This window comes from Rathayibacter sp. AC451, from assembly GCF_979253095.1.
Genome location: NZ_CEEDBD010000001.1, coordinates 2,305,701 through 2,323,252, shown reverse-complemented (window position 1 = coordinate 2,323,252; position 17,552 = coordinate 2,305,701). Strand labels below are relative to the sequence as shown.

Below are 17,552 nucleotides of genomic sequence, written 5' to 3'. Positions count from 1 at the left end.
CGGCTCCACTCAGGTGGAGGTCGTGCCGTCCGCGGGAACCGGTGCGGCGAGTGCGTCGAGGCGGGCCTGTCGGCGGGCGCGCTGTCGCGGTGGGTCGGCGACGGGGGCGGCCATCTGCAGCCGACGTGTGTACGGGTGCTGGGGAGACGTCGCGACCTGGTGGGCGTCTCCGAGTTCCACGATGTGCCCGCCGTTGAGGACGGCGATGCGGTCGCTGATGGAGTGCACGACGCCGAGGTCGTGGCTGATGAAGAGGTAGGCGACGCCGGTGTCCTGCTGCAGTGCCTTGAGCAGTGCGAGGACGCGGGCCTGCGTGGTCACGTCCAGGGCGCTCGTCGGTTCGTCGCAGACGATCACCGCGGGTTCCATGGCGAGGGCGCGAGCGATGGCGACGCGCTGTCGCTGGCCGCCGGAGAACTCCCTCGGGTACCGCCCGGCGGCGTCGTCGGGGAGTCCGACGGCGTCGAGCAGTTCGCGGACGCGGGTGCGTCCGGTGGAGGCTCCGGCGGCGCGGAGTGGCTCGACCAGGATGCTCTCGATCGTCATCGAAGGGTTCAGGGAGGAGTACGGGTCTTGGAAGATGACCTGGATGTCCTTGGCGATGACGCGCCGGCGCGCTCGCGAGAGCGAGTCGATCCGCTGCCCGCGGAACTCGATGGAGCCTCCCGTGACGGGTGCGAGTCCGAGGATGGCGCGGCCGATCGTCGTCTTCCCGGATCCGGATTCGCCGACGAGGCTGACGGTCTCTCCAGCGGCCAGATCGAGGGAGACGTTCTCGATGACCGTCTTCCCGCCGCGCTTGCCTCCGTAGCGGACGGCCAGGTCGGCGATGCGCAGGAGCGGTTCAGTCATCGGACACCTCCAGGAGTTCGACCTGACGCGAGGAGGCCAGGAGGTCCTGCGTATACGGGTTCTGTGGTGCGGCGAAGAGCTCGTCGACAGTGCCTGTCTCGACGATGCGTCCCGCCCGCATCACGCTGACCGTGTCGCAGATGTCGGCGACGACGCCGAGATTGTGGGTGACGATGATCATGGCGAGTCCTCGTTCCGTGCTCAGTTCGCGGAGCAGTTCGAGCACCTCGGCCTGGACGGTGACGTCGAGAGCGGTGGTCGGTTCGTCGGCGATGATCAGCTGCGGGTTCGATGCGACTGCGCCGCAGATCAGGACGCGCTGCGCCATGCCGCCGGAGATCTCGTGCGGGTAGAGCTTCATGACGCGTTCCGCGTCCGTGATCCCCACTCGCTTCAGAAGTGCGGACAGCTGGTCCCGCGCATCCTTCTTCGAGGCTCCGGTAGCGGCTCGGAGGCCGTAGACGAGCTGGGCTCCGACGGTGAAGGACGGGTCGAGGTTCGACATCGGCTCTTGCGGGATGTAGGCGATGCTCCGACCGCGGACCTTGCGCAGACGTGCCTTGTCGGCGAGCAGGTCCTTGCCCTCGAAGAAGACGCTGCCGCCGAGGACGACCGCCTCGCGGGGAAGGATGCCGAGGATGGAGAAGGCGATCTGGGACTTCCCGGAGCCGGATTCACCGACCAGCCCGTGGATCTCGCCGCGGCTGAGATCGAAGTCGACGCCGTGCACGACCTCTGTCACTTCCTGCGCTGTCCGGGGGTACCCGACTCGGAGGTCGCGGATCGTCAGGATGTCGTCGCGTCGAGGCGTCAGATCGTTGGCACCGGCGACGCGCTCGTCGTGTGCCGAGCGCAGGAGCGCCTTGCGTCGGGCGGGCTTGAGCACGGCACTGCGGTTGGAGGCCTGGAGAGTGTCGCGAAGGCCGTTTCCGAGCAGGACGAGCGCCAGGATCGACATGCTGATCAGCAGGGCCGGCCAGAGGACGTTCGCCGGGTTCGTGTAGATGTTGTTGAATGCCTCCTGCAGGATCCGACCCCAGGAGGGCTGCGATGGATCGCCGAGACCGAGGAAGTCGACGCCGGCGAGGATCGCGATCGCAGTCGCGAGGACGAAGGAGCTCTGCACGATCACGGGAGCGCGGACTGCGGAGAGGACGTGCCGACCCACGATCCGGAAATCGGACAAGCCGACGACCTTCGCCGCGTCGATGTAGAGCTCGGAGCGTACCGAGACGACGACCGAGCGCACGAGGCGGTAGAAGGACGGGGCGACGATCACGCCGAAGACGGTCATGGCCGCGGGGATGTTCGGGCCGGTCAGTGCGTACAGGGCGATCAGCATGACGATGCCGGGCAGGGACTGGACCACGTCCGAGACGAAGTTGATGATCGCCTCGGCCTTGCCGCGGTAGTAGCCGGCGATCAGCCCGAAGGTGAGGCCGAGCAGGAGCGAGACGCCTAGGACGAGGACGCAGGCGATGATCGTCTGCTGAGTTCCCCACATCAGGCGCGAGAGGATGTCGCGACCCGAGGCGTCGGCTCCGAAGAGATGTCCCTCTGTGAAGGGCGCCGCGTTCGTCGATGCGAGATCGGTCGCGTTGGGGGCGAAGGGGGCGATCCAGGTGCTGGCGAGGCCGATGATGACGACGGCCAGGAGGAAGACGAGGCTGATCGCGGCGAGAGGGTTGCGGAGCAGGGAGCCGAAGGTCGAGCGGCGCCGCGGTGCGACGAGAGCTGCGGTTCCGTCGGCGACCGGATCCACCCCGTGCTGGTCGATGGTCATCGGATCCGCGCTTTCGGGTTGAGGGCGGCACTGAGGAGATCGGTGAGGAAGTTGACGACGAGCACGAGGACGATCACGAAGATGACCGTTCCCATCACCATCGGCACGTCTCCCGCCTGAGCGGAGAGGTTGGCGAGCTGGCCGACGCCGGGAAGCGCGAACACCTCCTCGATGAAGAGGGTGCCTCCGAACAGGCCCAGCGTGAGCAGACCGAGGGCGACGAGACCCGGGCCGGCTGCGTTGCGCAGGACGTGCCGGAACACGAGCTGCGACTCCGGAATGCCGCGAGCGCGCAGCGTGCGGACGAAGTCCCGAGACAGGGTGTCGGCGACGGCTCCACGGAACTGCGCGGCGGCATTGGCCACGCTCCCGACGATGAGGGCGAGAACGGGGAGGGTGAGCGCCCAGATCCACCCCTGCACGCTGTCCGTCGCCTTGATGTAGCCGGTGGCGGGGAAGTAGGGCACAGCGATCGCGAAAGCGAAGACGAGTCCGATCGCCACGATGAACGGCGGGACGGCGGCGCCGAGGACGGAGATGAACTGGACCAGGCGGTCGATCCAGCCTCCGTAGAGCGCCGCCGTCACGCCGAGGAGCACGCTGATGACGGTCGTGATGAGGAGGGTGATGAGGATGAGCGAGAGCGTCACGGGAACGCGTGACGAGAGCGCATCCGTCACCGACTGTCCGGTGAGATAGGAGGACCCGAGGTCGCCCCTGACGGCTCCGGAGAGCCAGTCGATGTACTGGACGACGAGCGGTCGATCGAGCCCCAGTCGTGCCACTTCCGCCTGAACCTGTTCGTCCGAAGCGGTCAGCCCGAGCACGGACCGGGCGATGCCGGTGCCGTTGCTGAACATCAGGCTGAAGGTGGCGAAGCTCACGAGGAGCAGTACCGCGAGTGCTCGGAGAAGGCTTTTGCAAGAGAGAGCAGCATGGTGGGGCCCGTCGACGTCGATTACTGGAAGTCGCGCAGCAGGGGGTGCAGCGCTGCGAAGTCGGAGACGGTCGGGATCTCGACGCTCGGGTTGTGAGCGTAGAAGCCGTCGGGATAGGCCATCGGTACGAACCAGGCCTGGTCGATGATGTACTGGTTGATCTCCTGCTCGGCAGCGACCCGCTCCTCGGGGGTTCCCGCGAGGATCTGCTGCCAGAGGCCGTCGATGGTCGCGTCGGTCTGGTGCGACACGTTCCAGATACCGTCAGGGAGGACGTAGTCCTTGATGTCCTGGAGCGACTCGCCGTAGTTGCCGAGCTGCCAGAGCGGAACGGGGTAGTCGCCGCTGAGGAGGTTCGTGATCGCGTCCGGACCGGACAGGTTCGCCTGCTCGACGGTGATGTTCAGCTCCGCCAGCTGCGCGGTGATGTAGGGGAACAGCAGGTCGTGGTTCTGGCCCTCGAGGAACGGGATCTGCAGCGTGAAGCCATCGGCGTAGCCGGCTTCGGCCATGAGCGCCTTCGCCTTCTCGACGTCGTACGGGTACGGGTCCGTCGCATCGTCGAGGTAGGCATCGCTGCCGGGACGGAAGATCTGGAACGCAGGGTCGGCGTAGCCGCGGTAGAGCTGCTCGGCGATGGAGTCGCGGTCGAAGACCATGTTCATCGCCTGGCGCACACGGAGGTCACCGAGCGCGGGGATCTTCTCTCCGTTGTGGTCGGTCAGAAGCAGGCGGGTGGTCACACCTCGCAGAGTGACGATGTCCTGACCCGAGCTCTTCGCCTCGTCGACGGTCGCAGCGGACACGAGAGTGCCGTTGATCTGGTCCGTCTTCAGCGCGTTGAGTGCAGCGGTCTCGTTGGTGAAGACCTTGAGGACGAGCTTGTCGTAGGGGTAGGTCTCGGCGTCCCAGTAGTCGGGGTTCTTGGTGAGCGTGTAGGTGGAGCCGACGGTGCTGTCGCCGGGCTGGTAGGTGTAGGGGCCGGAGCCGACGACCTCGTTGTCCAGGTTGCCGCTTTCGATCGCCTCGGACGAGGTGATGTTCGCTTCGCACATGATGAGGTCGAGGGTGGGGATGGGCTGGGGGAAATTGATGGTGATGGTATTCGCGTCAGGGCTGTCGTACGTGAGCCCCTCGAATCGAGCGCTCACCTCGCCAGCGGCTGTAAGGCTCGCCTCGACGTCTGCGGCATCGAAGTCCGAACCGTCAGAGAACTTCACTCCCTCGCGCAGCTTCAGGGTCGCGGACGACCGGTCTTCGTTGTACTCCCATTCCTCGGCGAGCTGTGGGGAGGGCTTTCCGAACTCGTCGCAGATGAGGAGGGTGTCCCAGGCGGCATCGGCGAACCAGCCCTGATAGGCGGGCTGGATGAGGACGCTCAGTCCGGGGATGTCCGCGGTCATGCCGAGGGTGAGGGTGTTGTCGCCGCCGGAGGAGGCGGTCGTTCCTCCACCGGGGGCGCAAGCCGAGAGGGCGAGGACTGCGGCGGTGGGCAGTGCCAGCGCCATCGCCGCGCGGCGTCGGGTCGATCGCATTGCAACTCCTTTGTTGTGAGGGATCTCGGCTCGTGAGCCGGGCGGTCGAGATCTGTGCTGTCGGATCAGGCCGCGTCAGGAGACTAAGTGGGGAGTTTCACCTGATCAATGTAAGGTCTGTTTATTGCGCAATTCCGTCCACACCCACTCTTGAGGAGAGACAATGCTTATTGCGCAAGGAAGTTGAGGAGCGGGTATGGAGTCGACCGAACCGACACTGAAGGACGTCGCCACCGCGTCGGGAGTATCGGTCGCAACCGCCTCCCGTGCTCTCGCCGGGCGCGGGGACCTCTCCCGCGCCACCCGCGAGCGAGTGGCGGACGCTGCCGACTCCCTGGGATACCTGCGCAAGGAGCGAGGGCGAGGCCGGCCCCGGACTCTGGATCCTCATCTGATCGAGCTGGTCCTCGGCAGCTTCGACGACGCCTGGACGACGGCCGTCACCTCCGGCGCCCGCGACGCGGCCTTCCGTCTCAATTTCGATCTGGTGCTCACGCTCGAGCGTGAGAACCCCGCCGAGGACTGGCCGACGCGCGTAGCGACACGACGTCCTTCCGGGGTGATCGTCGGAATCATCCGTCCGACCGCCCGACAGCTGGCTGAGCTGCAGGGTCTGCGGATCCCGGTTCTCCTCCTCGATCCGCGATCGGATCCCGAGGGGGAACTACCCAGCGTCGGCACCACCGATCGGCAGGGCGGCTACGACGCCGGCGTGCATCTCGCTAGCACGGGCGTCGACCACTTCGTGATCGTGTCCGGAGTTCCGCAGTACCGATTCGGCCGGGCACGAGAAGAGGGCTTCCGAGCGGCCCTTGCCGAGCATCGACCAGGCGCGCGGGTGGAGCACCTGAATTCGGACTGGAGCAACGCCACCGTGACCGAGGAGCTGATGCGCGCTTTCGCGTCGCACCGAGCGCCGGTGGGCGTCTTCGCCTGCAACGACGAGATGGCGCTCGTCGTCTACGAGGTGGCCAGGCGACTCGGGCGCCGCATCCCGGACGACATCAGCGTCGTCGGCTTCAACGACGAACCACGCGCCTCGCTGGTGTCACCGCCCCTCACGTCCGTCCGTCAGCCACTGCGCGCCATGGCCGCGCGTGCGGTCGAACGGGTGGGCGAGTTGCGCGAGCGGAACGAGCAGCATCACGAGCGAATAGAACTGCCGACCGAGCTGATCGTCAGAGAGTCGACGCTCTCGAGCTCGCTGAAAGGTCCCGCGTCACCCGCAGTCCGTTGAGCCCGGGGAGGAGCCGCCGCAACGACCACCACGCATTGCGCAAAAGTCGGTGCGCCGTTGAAGGAGTTCGACCGGGAACGAGAGCATGAGAGAGCTGGTGGACGAGGACCGTCACCTCTTCGCGCCGCGCAGCGTCGACAAGAGAGGTCCTCATGCCCGTCTTCAGCGCCCGATCGCGCCTCAGCGATGTCCTCGCCTCGGAGGCGGCACGCGCCGCGATCACCAGGGTCGCACCGCGCTTCCTCACCTCGCCGTGGGTCGAGATCGGCGCCGACTTCCCACTGGGGACGACGATACGCGCCGCCCTCGGTGTCGAGGAGGAGCTCGCGGAGGAGGTCATCGCCCTCGTCTCCACGATCACCGACCCGACTGTGCGGCGAGGCGAGTCCCCGGCGATGCTCGTGGATCCGGATCTCGAGGGGCCGTCCGTGCCGCGAGCATCGGCGTTGGTCGAGCTCCCGGCGAGGACGTCGACGGATGCTCCGGTCGACGTCGTCCTCACCGGGCCCCGCGTCGGGAACCCGTTCGTCGACGTCGAGCTCACCGCCGTCTTCCGAGGCGACGACACCGAGGTCCGGGTCGGCGGCTTCTATGACGGCGAGGGCCGGTACGTCCTCCGCTTCCTCCCGCCGGCCGCCGGTGTCTGGTCGTTCGAGAGCGCTTCGACGGCGCGGTCGCTCGACGGTGTGCAGGGGGAGATCGAGGTCGCCGCCGGCCACGGACACGGTCCGGTGTGGGTGGCGGACGCGTTCCACTTCGAGCACGCGGACGGCACGCCGTATCGTCCTGTCGGGACGACGGCCTACGCCTGGACGCACCAGGATCAGCAGCTCCAGGAGGAGACGCTGAACTCGCTCGCGGGCACGCCCTTTACGAAGCTGCGGATGGGGCTCTTCCCGAAGTCGTTCCTCTACAACGAGAACGAACCGGAGGAGTTCGTCTTCGAGCGGGCTGACGACGGGGCGTGGGACACGACCCGTTTCGACCTCGACTACTTCCGTCACCTCGAGAAGAGGATCCGCCAGCTCGACGAGCTCGGGATCCAGGCCGATCTGATCCTCTTCCACCCCTACGACCGCTGGGGGTTCGCCGACCTCGGACGTGCTGCGGACGACCGCTACATCTCCTACGTCGTTCGACGCCTGTCCGCGTTCCCGAACGTGTGGTGGTCGATGGCGAACGAGTACGACCTGCTCCTCAGCAAGACCGCCGAGGACTGGGACCGACTCGCCGACCTCGTGCAGAAGAACGATCCCGTCGGCCATCCGCTCTCCATCCACAACTGGGTCGAGATCTTCGACTACTCCGCTCCCTGGGCCACGCACGCCAGCATCCAGAACGGCGACTCGACGGCGGCGAACGTCGACAAGTGGCGCCACCGCTGGGGCAAGCCGGTGGTCATCGATGAATTCGGCTACGAGGGCGATCTCGACCAGGGCTGGGGCAACCTCACCGCTGAAGCGGCGCTGTCCCGGCACTGGCTCGGCACCCTGCGCGGCGGCTACCTGACGCATGGCGAGACCTTCTACCGCGACGACCACGTGATCTTCTGGGCGAAAGGCGGGACCCTGACCGGCGCCGTGCCGGGCAAGCTGCGCTTCCTCGAGCAGATCGTCGCCGAGTCGCCGACGGGACGCCTCGAGCCGCTGTCCTCCGACTTCGACGCCGTCCGCGGGGGAGTGGCGGAGCAGTACGTGCTCATCTACTTCGCGGACCGGCGACCGCTTTTCCGGGACGTGCAGATCCCCGAGGGGTCGACGGCTCGCATCGACGTCCTGGACACATGGAACTGCACAGCGACGCCGCTCACCGGTCGACACGAGGGAACGGTACGTGTCCCGCTGCCGGCTCGTCCGTGGATGGCGATCAGGCTCGTCCTCGAGTGAGGTCCCTGGGATCCCGCGGCCGAGCGCGGACGGCGGACGATCCCGGCCGCATTTCTCCGCTCTCGGACCACGAAGCCTGCGCCACTGGATCCGGCCTCTCTACCGAGCCGAATGTCCTCGTACCCTGCGGACGGCCGAGACGGAGCAGGACCGCGGCCCTCCTCGGTCGGGGCGCGATCATCCAGTCCTCTCAGCCCGTGTAAGTGACCGCTCGGAGCACCCCGGTCGAGCGGATGTTCTGGCGGATGGGGAACAGCTCGGACTGCTGCTGGTGGAGCGTCGGGAGCCGCACCCATTCGCCGCTCCCGGTCTCGTCCCCGTTGTAGCGCCTGCGGACGAGCAGCTGATCGTCGATCAGTGTCAGCTCCTCCACCGAGAGCCACCCGGCCCGCGCTCCCTCGGCATCCAGCGGTCGAACCGCGAAGCCCCGCCCGATGATGACATAGGAGTCGGGTGTCAGACGTGCGATGCAGCCCACTCCGTTCTGCTCGGCGGGGAAGACGTCGGTCATGTGCGCGGACGAGACCTCGAGTCGTCCGTCGAAGAGCTGCCGTGTCGCCGAACCCTCCAAGAGAGTGAAGCCGCGGAGCTCAGCCTCCGGGTGATCGGCCAGGACCGTCCGAAGGGCGCCGAGGAGTCGGAACGTGTCCTGGAAGGCCTCGTAAGAGGGGTCGTCCGGCGTCATCAGATCGAACGCGAAAGGCGCGGCGCCGATGGCTCCGAGTTCTCCGACGGCGCGGAAGAGCTGCTCGACGCCGGTGCGATTGCACTGCAGCTCGGGGATGAAGAGGACGCCGTTCTGCTCGCGGTATTCGCTCGCGATCGCGTCGAAGTCGCCGAAGTAGAGATCGGGCGCCAGGAAGTCGAGCGACGGCGCGAGCGCCTGCCAGAGAACGGCGGTGTGCCGTAGCGGTCCACCGCTCGGGTAGACACCTGGCTGAGCACCGCCGGCGAGGGCGTTGGCTCCGGCCCCGCCGGTGTTGCCGCCGGCCGGGTCGACATCGACCCATGCGTTGACGAAGAGCGGGATGTCGAACTCGGCCTTGCCCTGCGACGCGACGCTCTCGACGTAGGTCGCGTAGGCCGCCGCCATGAAGGCCTCCTCCGCTTCCGCCCCGAAGAGGCCGAGCCAGTTTTCTGCTCCCGAGGTCGAGGCCTCGAGCGCGTCACGCAGTCGTCCCTCGCCGCCGTTCAGGACGGCAGAACGCACGTCGGCGGGCACCGGCAGGTTCCAGTGCTTCTCGGCGAGTTCGCTCCGGTCGCGGGTGTCGCTGAGGACGCCGACCTCGTTCTCGACCTGCACCATCAGGACGGTCTCGCCGTCATCGGTGGAGGCGAGGTGCTGCAGCAGCGCGGCGAAGGCACGGCCGTCCGCATCGCGGGCGGCGTCGCAGAACGGAGAGACGGACTCGAGGACTTCGCCGACCGAGTTCACCATGCGGGGGAAGCGCTCGCGGTCTCGCTTGACCCACGAGGGCGCGTAAGTCGACATCCCGTTCTTCCAGGTGCCGAACCACAGGGGGACGAGGCGCAGAGAGCGCTCGCGGGCGGCGTCCAGCAGAGAGTCGACGAGGGAGAAGTCGAATCGACCCTCTTCGGGCTCCACGTCCTCCCACGCGACCGAGGCGAGAACCGTGTCCACTCCCAGGCGGACGGCTGCGTCGAGGGACTCCCGGATGACGAGAGGTGCGCTCGCACCCGAGTTGTGAAGTTCTCCCGCGACGATGAGGTAGGGGCGGCCGTGCAGCAGGTATCGGCCGTTGACGAGTCGGCGGTGCAGGGTGTCGTTCATGGTGATGCTCCTAGAGAGGGAAGAAGAGAGAAGGGGCGGCGAGGATCGGCGAAGACTCAGGGCCGCGGTGGAAGGCGGCAGCTCGTGGCCCCCGTCCGATCGCACTGTGGCGTGGTCACGGCTTCGCAGCCGTCGCTGCAGAATTACGACTCACGAGTGCTCCGAGTAGAACGGTCGCGAGGGTCATCGCAGAGGAGATCACCAGCCCGAGGGGCACCGCACTCGTGAGTCCGAGCGCGCCGACGATCGGAGCCGCGATGCCGGCGAGGCCGAAGTTCGCCGCACCGAGGAGTGCTGCAGCCGTCCCTGCCCGTTCCGCTTGATCGGCGAGAGCGATCGCGCCCAAGCAGGGACCGCAGCCGCCTGCGAGGGTGAAGAACACGATCATCACGCCGACCAGGGGCGCCACTTCGGTCGAGCCGATCGAGACGAGACTGAGGAGGAGCCCCGAGGTCGCCATCAGGGGGAGGATGCACCACAGCACTCGGACCGGTGAGTACCTCTGGGCGAAGAACGCCGCGACCTGGGTGCCGACCACGAACGCGACCGCGTTCACCGCGGAGATCGCTCCGTAGCTCTGCGGCGACAGCCGGTACTCCTCCTGGAAGAGGAACGAGGAGCTGGACAGGTGGGCGAACACCGACGACACCATCAGCCCGCCGATGAGAGCGATGCCGACGAATCGCCGGTTCCTCAGCAGCGTCCGATAGCTGTGCCAGACCGCCTGCGTGGTCGATCGCTCGGCCCGGCGGTGCTGCGGAAGGGTTTCGGGCAGCCGGACCAGGCAGAGCAGGGCCACCGACGCTCCGTAGACCGCGACGACCGCGAAGATGCCACGCCAGTCCGTCACGCTCATCAGCTGCGCGCCGACGAACGGGGCTGCAATCGGCGCGATACCGGTGAAGAGCGCGACCCTGGCGAGTCCCCGGATGAGCTGTCGACCCTCGGTCACGTCACGGATCATCGCCGTCGCGACGACGCCGCCCCCCGCTGCGCCCGCCCCCTGGACGACTCGGAGCATCAGCACCCAGGTGATGTCGGGCGCGGCGATGATGGCGATGCTCGCCAGAACGTGCGCGGATGTGGCGACGAGCAGCGGTCGTCGCCGCCCGATCGCATCGCTCCAGGGCCCGACGACGAGCTGCCCGAGCGCGAAGCCGATCGTCGCGGCGGTCAGCGTGAGTTGCACCTGCGAGGGTGACGTCGCCAGGTCGCCCTGCATCTCGGGGAAGGCCGGGAGGTAGAGATCGATCGTGAGCGGACCGAGAACGGCGAGGAGTCCGAGGAGGACGATCAGAGTGGCGGGGACCCGCTCAGTGGGCGCGTTGGACGCGGTCGTTGCAGACACGTGGATGCCTCTTCCGGAAAATCGTGAGTTTCCGGGACGGAACCGGGCGGGACAGTAGCCCGTCCACAGCGTTGCACGATGCTCGCTCGCGACCGATCTCGTTGCGCAAATACGACCGCTCGCTTCGAGCCCTGATGCATCCCGCCCGGACCTCAGCGGCGCTCCAGGACCGCGCGCACTCGCCGCGCTCAGCCGGCCTGCACCTCGAGCCGGACGTCCTCGAATCCTTCCGCGCTCACTGTGATGCGGAGCACGCCGGTGTCGGTCGGCCGGACGACCGCGAGGGCACGGCCCTCATACGTGCTCGTGCTCGCGGCGAGGAAACCCTCCTCCGTCACCGGGTTCGCGCTACCGAGGCCCTGCAGCACGCCCGGCCCCTCGATCTCGACGCGCACGCTCGCCCCGGCCGAGGTCGACAGGACGCCGGACGCGTCCCTCAGCTCGACGGCGATGTACGCGAGGTCCGTGTCGTCGGCGTTGATCCTCGAGCGATCCGCCTGCGCGGTCAGGACGATAGGACCTCGGGGGGATCGGACGGCCGTCCGTCCGATCTCCACACCGTCGACGAAGGCGACGGCGGTCAGCTCTCCTCGCTCGTACGGGACCTCGAACGCCGCTCGGAAGCGTTGTGCAGGGCCGGCGGCTGCCCGGCCGACCGGCCGGCCGTCGAGCAGCAGCTCGACCTCGTCCGCCGCGCTGTAAACCTCGAGGGGGACCGGCGTTCCGTCGGACACCCCCAGATCCCACGTGGAGAGCGAGTCGGTCCAGGCCCAGCCGAGTCGCTGCGGTGTGCGGCCGTACCCGCGGGGTCGGTCGACGGCGATGTAGGGCTCGTCGCGGAGCCCGAAGACGATCTCGCGGTAGTAGGAGGCGGGGCGGCGGTGGCCCGTGATGTCAATGTCGCCGCACCAGGCGGTCAGCCAGGGGTACGGAGCATAGGCGTCGTCGTCGAAGCGCGTGCCGCCGATGCCCGCCTCGCCGAGGTAGTCCCAGCCCGTCCAGGTGAAGTCGCCGATCACGTGGGGGTTCTCGGCGACGAGGGCCCACAGCTCGTCGATCTCGTTCGCGAGCGTCTCGGAGCCGACGACCACACGGTCGGGGAAGCGCGCGAGGTCGTCACGGTAGCGGCTGTGCGCGTAGTTGTGGCCGACGACGTCGACCACGGAGTGCGACTCCTCGGTCAGGTCGGTGACCTGCTCCGAGAGGCTGATCTCGTCGAACAAGTGATGCATCTCGCCGAGGAGGTCGTTCACGCCGACCTTCCCGCGCAGATCCCCGGCGCGCTTCTTCAGCTCGGGGAGGAGCTGGGTGATCGTCCCGACGAAGCCGCTGACGGCGTTCGTCGTGTATCTCGTCGGGTCCAGTTCGCGGACCTTCTCTGCGAGGGCGCGTCCCCAGCGCGCGCCGTGCGGGTTGCCGGCGTCGAGCACCTCGTTTCCGATGGAGTAGACGATGACGCTCGGGTGGTTGAAGTCCTTGGCGACGAGGGCTTCGACGTCGCGCTCCCACCACTCGGGAAACGCCAGGGAGTAGTCGAACGCGTTCTTCGCCGTCGTCCACATGTCGAAGGTCTCGTCGATCACGAGCATGCCGAAGCGGTCGCAGGCCTCGATCATCGCGATGCTCAGCGGATTGTGGGACGCACGGATCGCGTTGAAGCCGGCCTCCTTGAGGATCTCGATCCGGCGCTCCTCCGCTCGGCCGATCGCGGCCGCGCCGAGGAGGCCGTTGTCGTGGTGGATGCAGGCTCCGCGCAGCTTCACGGTCTCGCCGTTGATGCGCAGTCCGCGGACGGGGTCCAGGGTGAGGCTGCGGATGCCGAACGGGGTCTCGACGGAGTCGATGAGGGCGTCGCCGTCCCACAGTTCGGTAACGGAACGGTAGAGGTTCGGGTGCTCGACGCTCCATCGCAGCGGATGCGCCACGTACGCCTTCTGGCGCGCGACCGCGGAGTCACCGGGCTGCACGGTGACCGGGGACGACACAGTCGCGACCTCCTTCCCGTTCCCGTCGAGAACGGAGGAGCGCAGCGTCAAGAACCGTGTGACGACGTCCTCGTTCTGCACGGCGGCGGCGAGGGACACGACGGCCTGGTCGTCGTCGATCTCCGGCGTGGTGATCCGGACGCCGTCCGTCGCGAGGTGCGCGAGGTCCGTGACGCAGAGGACGGTGTCCCGGTGGATGCCGAGCCCGGAGTACCAGCGCGAGTCCTGGTGGGCGCGTGCCTCGACGACGATCTCGTTCTCGCGGCCGTAGCGGAGGAAGGCGTCCAGCGGGACGTGGAAGACGGAGTAGCCGTTCGGCCGCTGGGCGGCGAACGCGCCGTTGACCAGCACGACGGCGTCACGGTAGACGCCCTGCAGTTCGAGCGTGATGCGGCGGCGACTCCACTCGTCGGGGACGGAGAACACCTTGCGGTACTCGACCACTCCGCCGGGGAAGTACCCCGACCCCTCCGACAGTGCGGGATCGCGACGAAGCGCGAGCATCGCATCGTGGGGGAGCGTCACCGGCGTCCGCGCGTCCGGATCGTCGTTGAGCTGGCTGAAGATGCTGACCTTCGGCCGGACCGTCCAGTCCTGGTTGAACGACGTGCGCGACATGGCGACTCCTTCGGCGGCCAGCATGGTCATCCGGTCCGTCTTCACGTTGTCAAAGCCGGTCCGAGCGGGCAAGGCGGAATACTTTATTGCGCAAAATATGCCCACCTCGAGCACCGTCTCTTGCTCTCGAACGAGCAGCCCTTCAGGGTGAAGAGGCGTCACCGTCGGCCCTGCTCCGCTCGGGACAGCGGAGCGCACCTTCCCGCCTCCGCGGCCCACTCTCCGATGAAGGAGCCGTCGTGCACCACCTCGATGCCACGCTGACCGTCGACGAGCGGGTCGGAGCCCTTCTGGGCGTGATGACACTTCCCGAGAAGACGCACCAGCTGACCGGCATCATGGCCTTCGACCTGATCCGGCCCGACGGATCGGATCTGGACACCGCCGACGATGTGCTCACTCGCCCGCCCGGTCACGTCGCGCAGCTCATCCGCGACGACCCGCGTCTCCTCGCCGACGACGTCATCGCACTGCAACGACGCTTCCTCGAGCGCACCCGCCTCGGCATCCCGGCGCTCTTCCACGCGGAGGCGCTGAACGGACTGCTCGCGGGGGGCCACATGACCTTCCCCACCGCGATCGGGCTGGCCGCAGCCTGGAAGCCCGAGCTCGTCGAGCAGATGGCTCGCCTCATGCGGCATCAGCTGCGTCGGGTCGGGATGCGCCACGTCCTCTCCCCGGTGATGGACGTCGCCCTCGACCCGCGCTGGGGGAGGGTGCACGAGACCTACGGGGAGGACCCCTACCTCGTCGCCGCCAACTCGGTCGCCTACGTCCGGGGCATGCAGGGCGACGACCTCCGCGACGGCGTGATCGCGACCGGCAAGCACTTCCTCGGCTACGCGGCCCCTGAGGCCGGACTGAACGCCGCGACCATCCCGGTCGGGCCGCGTCGACTCCGGGACCTGTTCGCGGTGCCCTTCGAAGCCGCCATCCAGCTCGCCGGGCTGGGCTCGATCATGAACTCGTACTCCGACATCGACGGCGCACCGGTCGCCGCCTCCCGGGAGATCCTCACGGGTCTCCTGCGGGACGAGTTGGGCTTCGACGGCTTCGTCTCGGCCGACTACGCCAGCGTCGAGCAGCTCATGACGGTCAAGGGCGTCGCGCGGGACCTCTCGGAGGCCGGCCGCCTCGCGATCGAGGCCGGGCTCGACGTCGAGTTCCCCCGCCCCGCGGCCTACGGCGACCGACTCGTCGAGGAGGTCGAGTCCGGTCGGCTCGCCGTCGACGTCGTGGACACCGCCGTCGCCCGCGTCCTGGCGGCGAAGTTCCGCGTCGGGCTGTTCGAGCAGCCGTATCCGCAGGAGGTCATCGACCTCCCCGCCATCGCGGCCGAAGGTGATGAGCTCTCCCTCGAGCTGGCCCGCCGCAGCGTCGTCCTCCTCGAGAACGACGGCCTCGTGCCGCTCGAACCGCGTGGCCGGCGAATCGCGATCGTGGGACCGCACGCGGACGCACCGGAGCTGCAGTTCGCCGCCTACAGCTACCCGTCCTGGCGCCAGGCCGTGGACGCGATACACCTCGGCGGCGAGATCACGATGGTCGGCGTCGACGAGCGCGCGGACGCCTGGCACCAGGCTCTCCTCCCCGCCGGCGAGGCGCAGCACCTCGCCCGGGAGCGCCTCGGGACCCTGTCGCTCGCGGAGGCGCTGTCCGCTGCCGGCGCCGAGGTCGTGCACGCCACAGGGTCGGGCATCACCGAGCGGCTGGGCGACGCCGTGATCGCGGAGGCGGTCGACGCGTCTCGGGCGGCAGACCTGACGATCCTCGCCCTCGGCGGCGCCAGCCTGTGGTTCAGCGGCGAGCGGACGGAGGGGGAAGCCAGCGACACCGCGGACATCGCCCTTCCCGCTGCCCAGGCCGAACTCGTCGACCGGATCGCCGAGACCGGCCGGCCCTTCGCGATCGTGCTGGTCCAAGGACGTCCGTACACCCTCCCCGCGAGCTCAACGCAGGCCCGCGCTTTGATCGTCTCGAGCTTCGGAGGCCCGCACGGTGCTCGCGCCGTCGTCGACATCCTCACCGGAGTCGTCCCGCCGATCGGCCGGCTGCCCTACTCGATCCCCCGGCACGGCGGCCAGATCCCGATCTATCACCACCGCGCGACCGGGAGCGGCGGCCGTCCCGCTACCGGGGAGCTGCACCAGCCCGCCTACCTCGACATGCCGGCGACGCCCGCTCATCCATTCGGATCCGGTCTGAGCACCACGACGTTCGAGCTCGGACAGCTTCAGGTCCCAGCCCGGATCGGCACCAGCGACGAGCTCTCCGTCGCGGTCGACATCCGGAACACGGGTGCTCGGGACGGCGCGACGATCGTGCAGCTCTACCTCCGCGTCCGCGGAAGCGGCCTGACCCGGCCCTTCCAGCAGCTCGCGGGCTTCCAGGAGGTGTCACTCGCACGCGGCGCCGCGGCGCGAGTGAGGTTCATGGTCGACTCCTCGCAGCTCGCTCACACTCGACCGGACCTGCGGCTCGTCGTCGACCCTGTCGACATCGACGTCGTCGTCGGTCTACATGCGGAGGACGACTCCCGGCGTACTCATGTCGTGGTTGCTGGTCCGAGCCACGAAATCAAGCGGGAGCTCCGTATCCACTTCTCGCGATCCTCGGTCGTTCAGCCCTCGTGACCCACCGATCCACTGTCTCCTCGAAACACCCCTACTAGACGGAAGAAACACCATGAGAAGAAGACTGCTGATCAGTTCAGACGCGAAGAACGAAGTCGACGACCAGTTCGCCATTGTCCACGCACTCCTCTCGCCCTCGATCGACATCGTCGGCATCGTGCCCGCGCACTTCGGTCAGCGGACATCCGCCACGAGCATGCTCGACAGCCGAGCAGAGGTGGACCTGCTCCTGCGTCTGCTCGACATGACCGGCGACATCGTCGTCGAGAACGGGGCCGCGACAGCGATGACGGATGCGGCGACTCCGCTGCCGTCCGACGGGGCCCAGTTGATCGCTCGCGAGTGCCTGCGACCGGGGCCGCTGTTCGTGGCAGTGTTGGGACCGCTCACCGACGTCGCCGCGGCGATCCTGCTGGAGCCGCGAATCGTCGAGAACCCGGAAGTTACGATCGTCTGGATCGGCGGCGACCCCTACGACGAGGTCCATGCGGCGGGTCTCGGTTACGAGTACAACCTCAGCAACGACGTGATCGCCGCGAACATCGTGTTGCAATCAGGGATCCGCGTCCAGCAGATTCCGTGGACGGTGTACTCGATGGTTGGCGTCGGCTTCGCTGAACTTGACGAGAAGATCGCGCCCTTCGGCGCCATCGGCGACTACCTGGTCGGGCAGGTGCGTGAGTACAGCAGCGAGTTCGGAGACGAAGTGCGTTCACTCGGAGACTCACCGGCGATCGGCGTCGTGCTCCACCCCGTGGGCGTACGGTGGCGTCACCACCCGGTGCGCCACTTCGAGGAACCCGGACGCATGACCAACCGCTCGGTCGAGGGGCGGACGGTCGCCGTAGCCGACTCGGTGGACGTCCGCTTCCTCCTCGAGGACATGTTCGCCAAGTTCCAGCGCCTCGGGCGTCGCGAAACCTAGGGCGAGCGCACGTCGAACGA

The 17,552-nt window shown here is 67.9% G+C and carries 11 protein-coding genes; 4 read left to right on the top strand and 7 right to left on the bottom strand.

Features of this window, described 5'->3' with window-relative positions; all coding sequences use genetic code 11:
* Positions 1–9: 9 nt before the first annotated feature.
* From AC0CID_RS11160 to AC0CID_RS11145, 4 genes are read right to left on the bottom strand one after another with little or no spacing between them, the layout of a single operon-like run.
* Positions 10–852 carry an ABC transporter ATP-binding protein gene (locus AC0CID_RS11160; RefSeq protein WP_465226859.1) on the bottom strand — a complete coding sequence of 281 codons (843 nt, stop codon included), beginning with the start codon at positions 850–852 and terminating at the stop codon, positions 10–12.
* Positions 845–2,635: a dipeptide/oligopeptide/nickel ABC transporter permease/ATP-binding protein gene (locus AC0CID_RS11155; RefSeq protein ID WP_465226858.1), complete on the bottom strand. Its 1,791-nt coding sequence runs from the start codon at positions 2,633–2,635 to the stop codon at positions 845–847. Before AC0CID_RS11155 ends, AC0CID_RS11160 begins: the two co-directional genes overlap by 8 nt.
* Complete coding sequence (locus AC0CID_RS11150; RefSeq protein ID WP_465228088.1) at positions 2,632–3,594, bottom strand: ABC transporter permease; 963 nt, start codon at positions 3,592–3,594, stop codon at positions 2,632–2,634. The genes AC0CID_RS11155 and AC0CID_RS11150 overlap by 4 nt, the downstream gene beginning before the upstream one ends.
* Positions 3,594–5,108: an ABC transporter substrate-binding protein gene (locus tag AC0CID_RS11145; protein ID WP_465226857.1), complete on the bottom strand. Its 1,515-nt coding sequence runs from the start codon at positions 5,106–5,108 to the stop codon at positions 3,594–3,596. The genes AC0CID_RS11150 and AC0CID_RS11145 overlap by 1 nt, the downstream gene beginning before the upstream one ends.
* Positions 5,109–5,304: 196 nt before the next feature.
* On the opposite strand from AC0CID_RS11145, the gene AC0CID_RS11140 reads away from it, so the two are divergent.
* Both AC0CID_RS11140 and AC0CID_RS11135 read left to right on the top strand, forming a co-directional pair.
* On the top strand, positions 5,305–6,345 hold the full coding sequence (locus AC0CID_RS11140; RefSeq protein WP_465226856.1) for a LacI family DNA-binding transcriptional regulator: 1,041 nt from the start codon (positions 5,305–5,307) through the stop codon (positions 6,343–6,345).
* A 152-nt stretch (positions 6,346–6,497) separates the two neighbouring features.
* Entirely contained in the window at positions 6,498–8,231 is a 1,734-nt protein-coding gene (locus tag AC0CID_RS11135) for a DUF5605 domain-containing protein (protein ID WP_465226855.1), read from the top strand.
* A 190-nt stretch (positions 8,232–8,421) separates the two neighbouring features.
* On the opposite strand, the gene AC0CID_RS11130 is transcribed toward AC0CID_RS11135, so the two are convergent.
* The 3 genes from AC0CID_RS11130 to AC0CID_RS11120 form a co-directional block, all read right to left on the bottom strand.
* The gene (locus AC0CID_RS11130; protein ID WP_465226854.1) at positions 8,422–10,023 is read right to left on the bottom strand and encodes a DUF5597 domain-containing protein; all 1,602 of its coding nucleotides are present in this window, start codon (positions 10,021–10,023) and stop codon (positions 8,422–8,424) included.
* A 115-nt stretch (positions 10,024–10,138) separates the two neighbouring features.
* The gene (locus tag AC0CID_RS11125; RefSeq protein WP_465226853.1) at positions 10,139–11,371 is read right to left on the bottom strand and encodes a multidrug effflux MFS transporter; all 1,233 of its coding nucleotides are present in this window, start codon (positions 11,369–11,371) and stop codon (positions 10,139–10,141) included.
* A gap of 188 nt (positions 11,372–11,559) precedes the next feature.
* The gene (locus tag AC0CID_RS11120) at positions 11,560–14,046 is read right to left on the bottom strand and encodes a glycoside hydrolase family 2 TIM barrel-domain containing protein (RefSeq protein WP_465226852.1); all 2,487 of its coding nucleotides are present in this window, start codon (positions 14,044–14,046) and stop codon (positions 11,560–11,562) included.
* Between the two features lie 167 nt (positions 14,047–14,213).
* On the opposite strand from AC0CID_RS11120, the gene AC0CID_RS11115 reads away from it, so the two are divergent.
* Both AC0CID_RS11115 and AC0CID_RS11110 read left to right on the top strand, forming a co-directional pair.
* Positions 14,214–16,607 (top strand): glycoside hydrolase family 3 N-terminal domain-containing protein, encoded by a 2,394-nt coding sequence (locus AC0CID_RS11115; protein WP_465226851.1) that lies wholly within the window; start codon positions 14,214–14,216, stop codon positions 16,605–16,607.
* Positions 16,608–16,659: 52 nt separating this feature from the next.
* Positions 16,660–17,532: a nucleoside hydrolase gene (locus tag AC0CID_RS11110; RefSeq protein WP_465226850.1), complete on the top strand. Its 873-nt coding sequence runs from the start codon at positions 16,660–16,662 to the stop codon at positions 17,530–17,532.
* Positions 17,533–17,552: the final 20 nt, after the last annotated feature.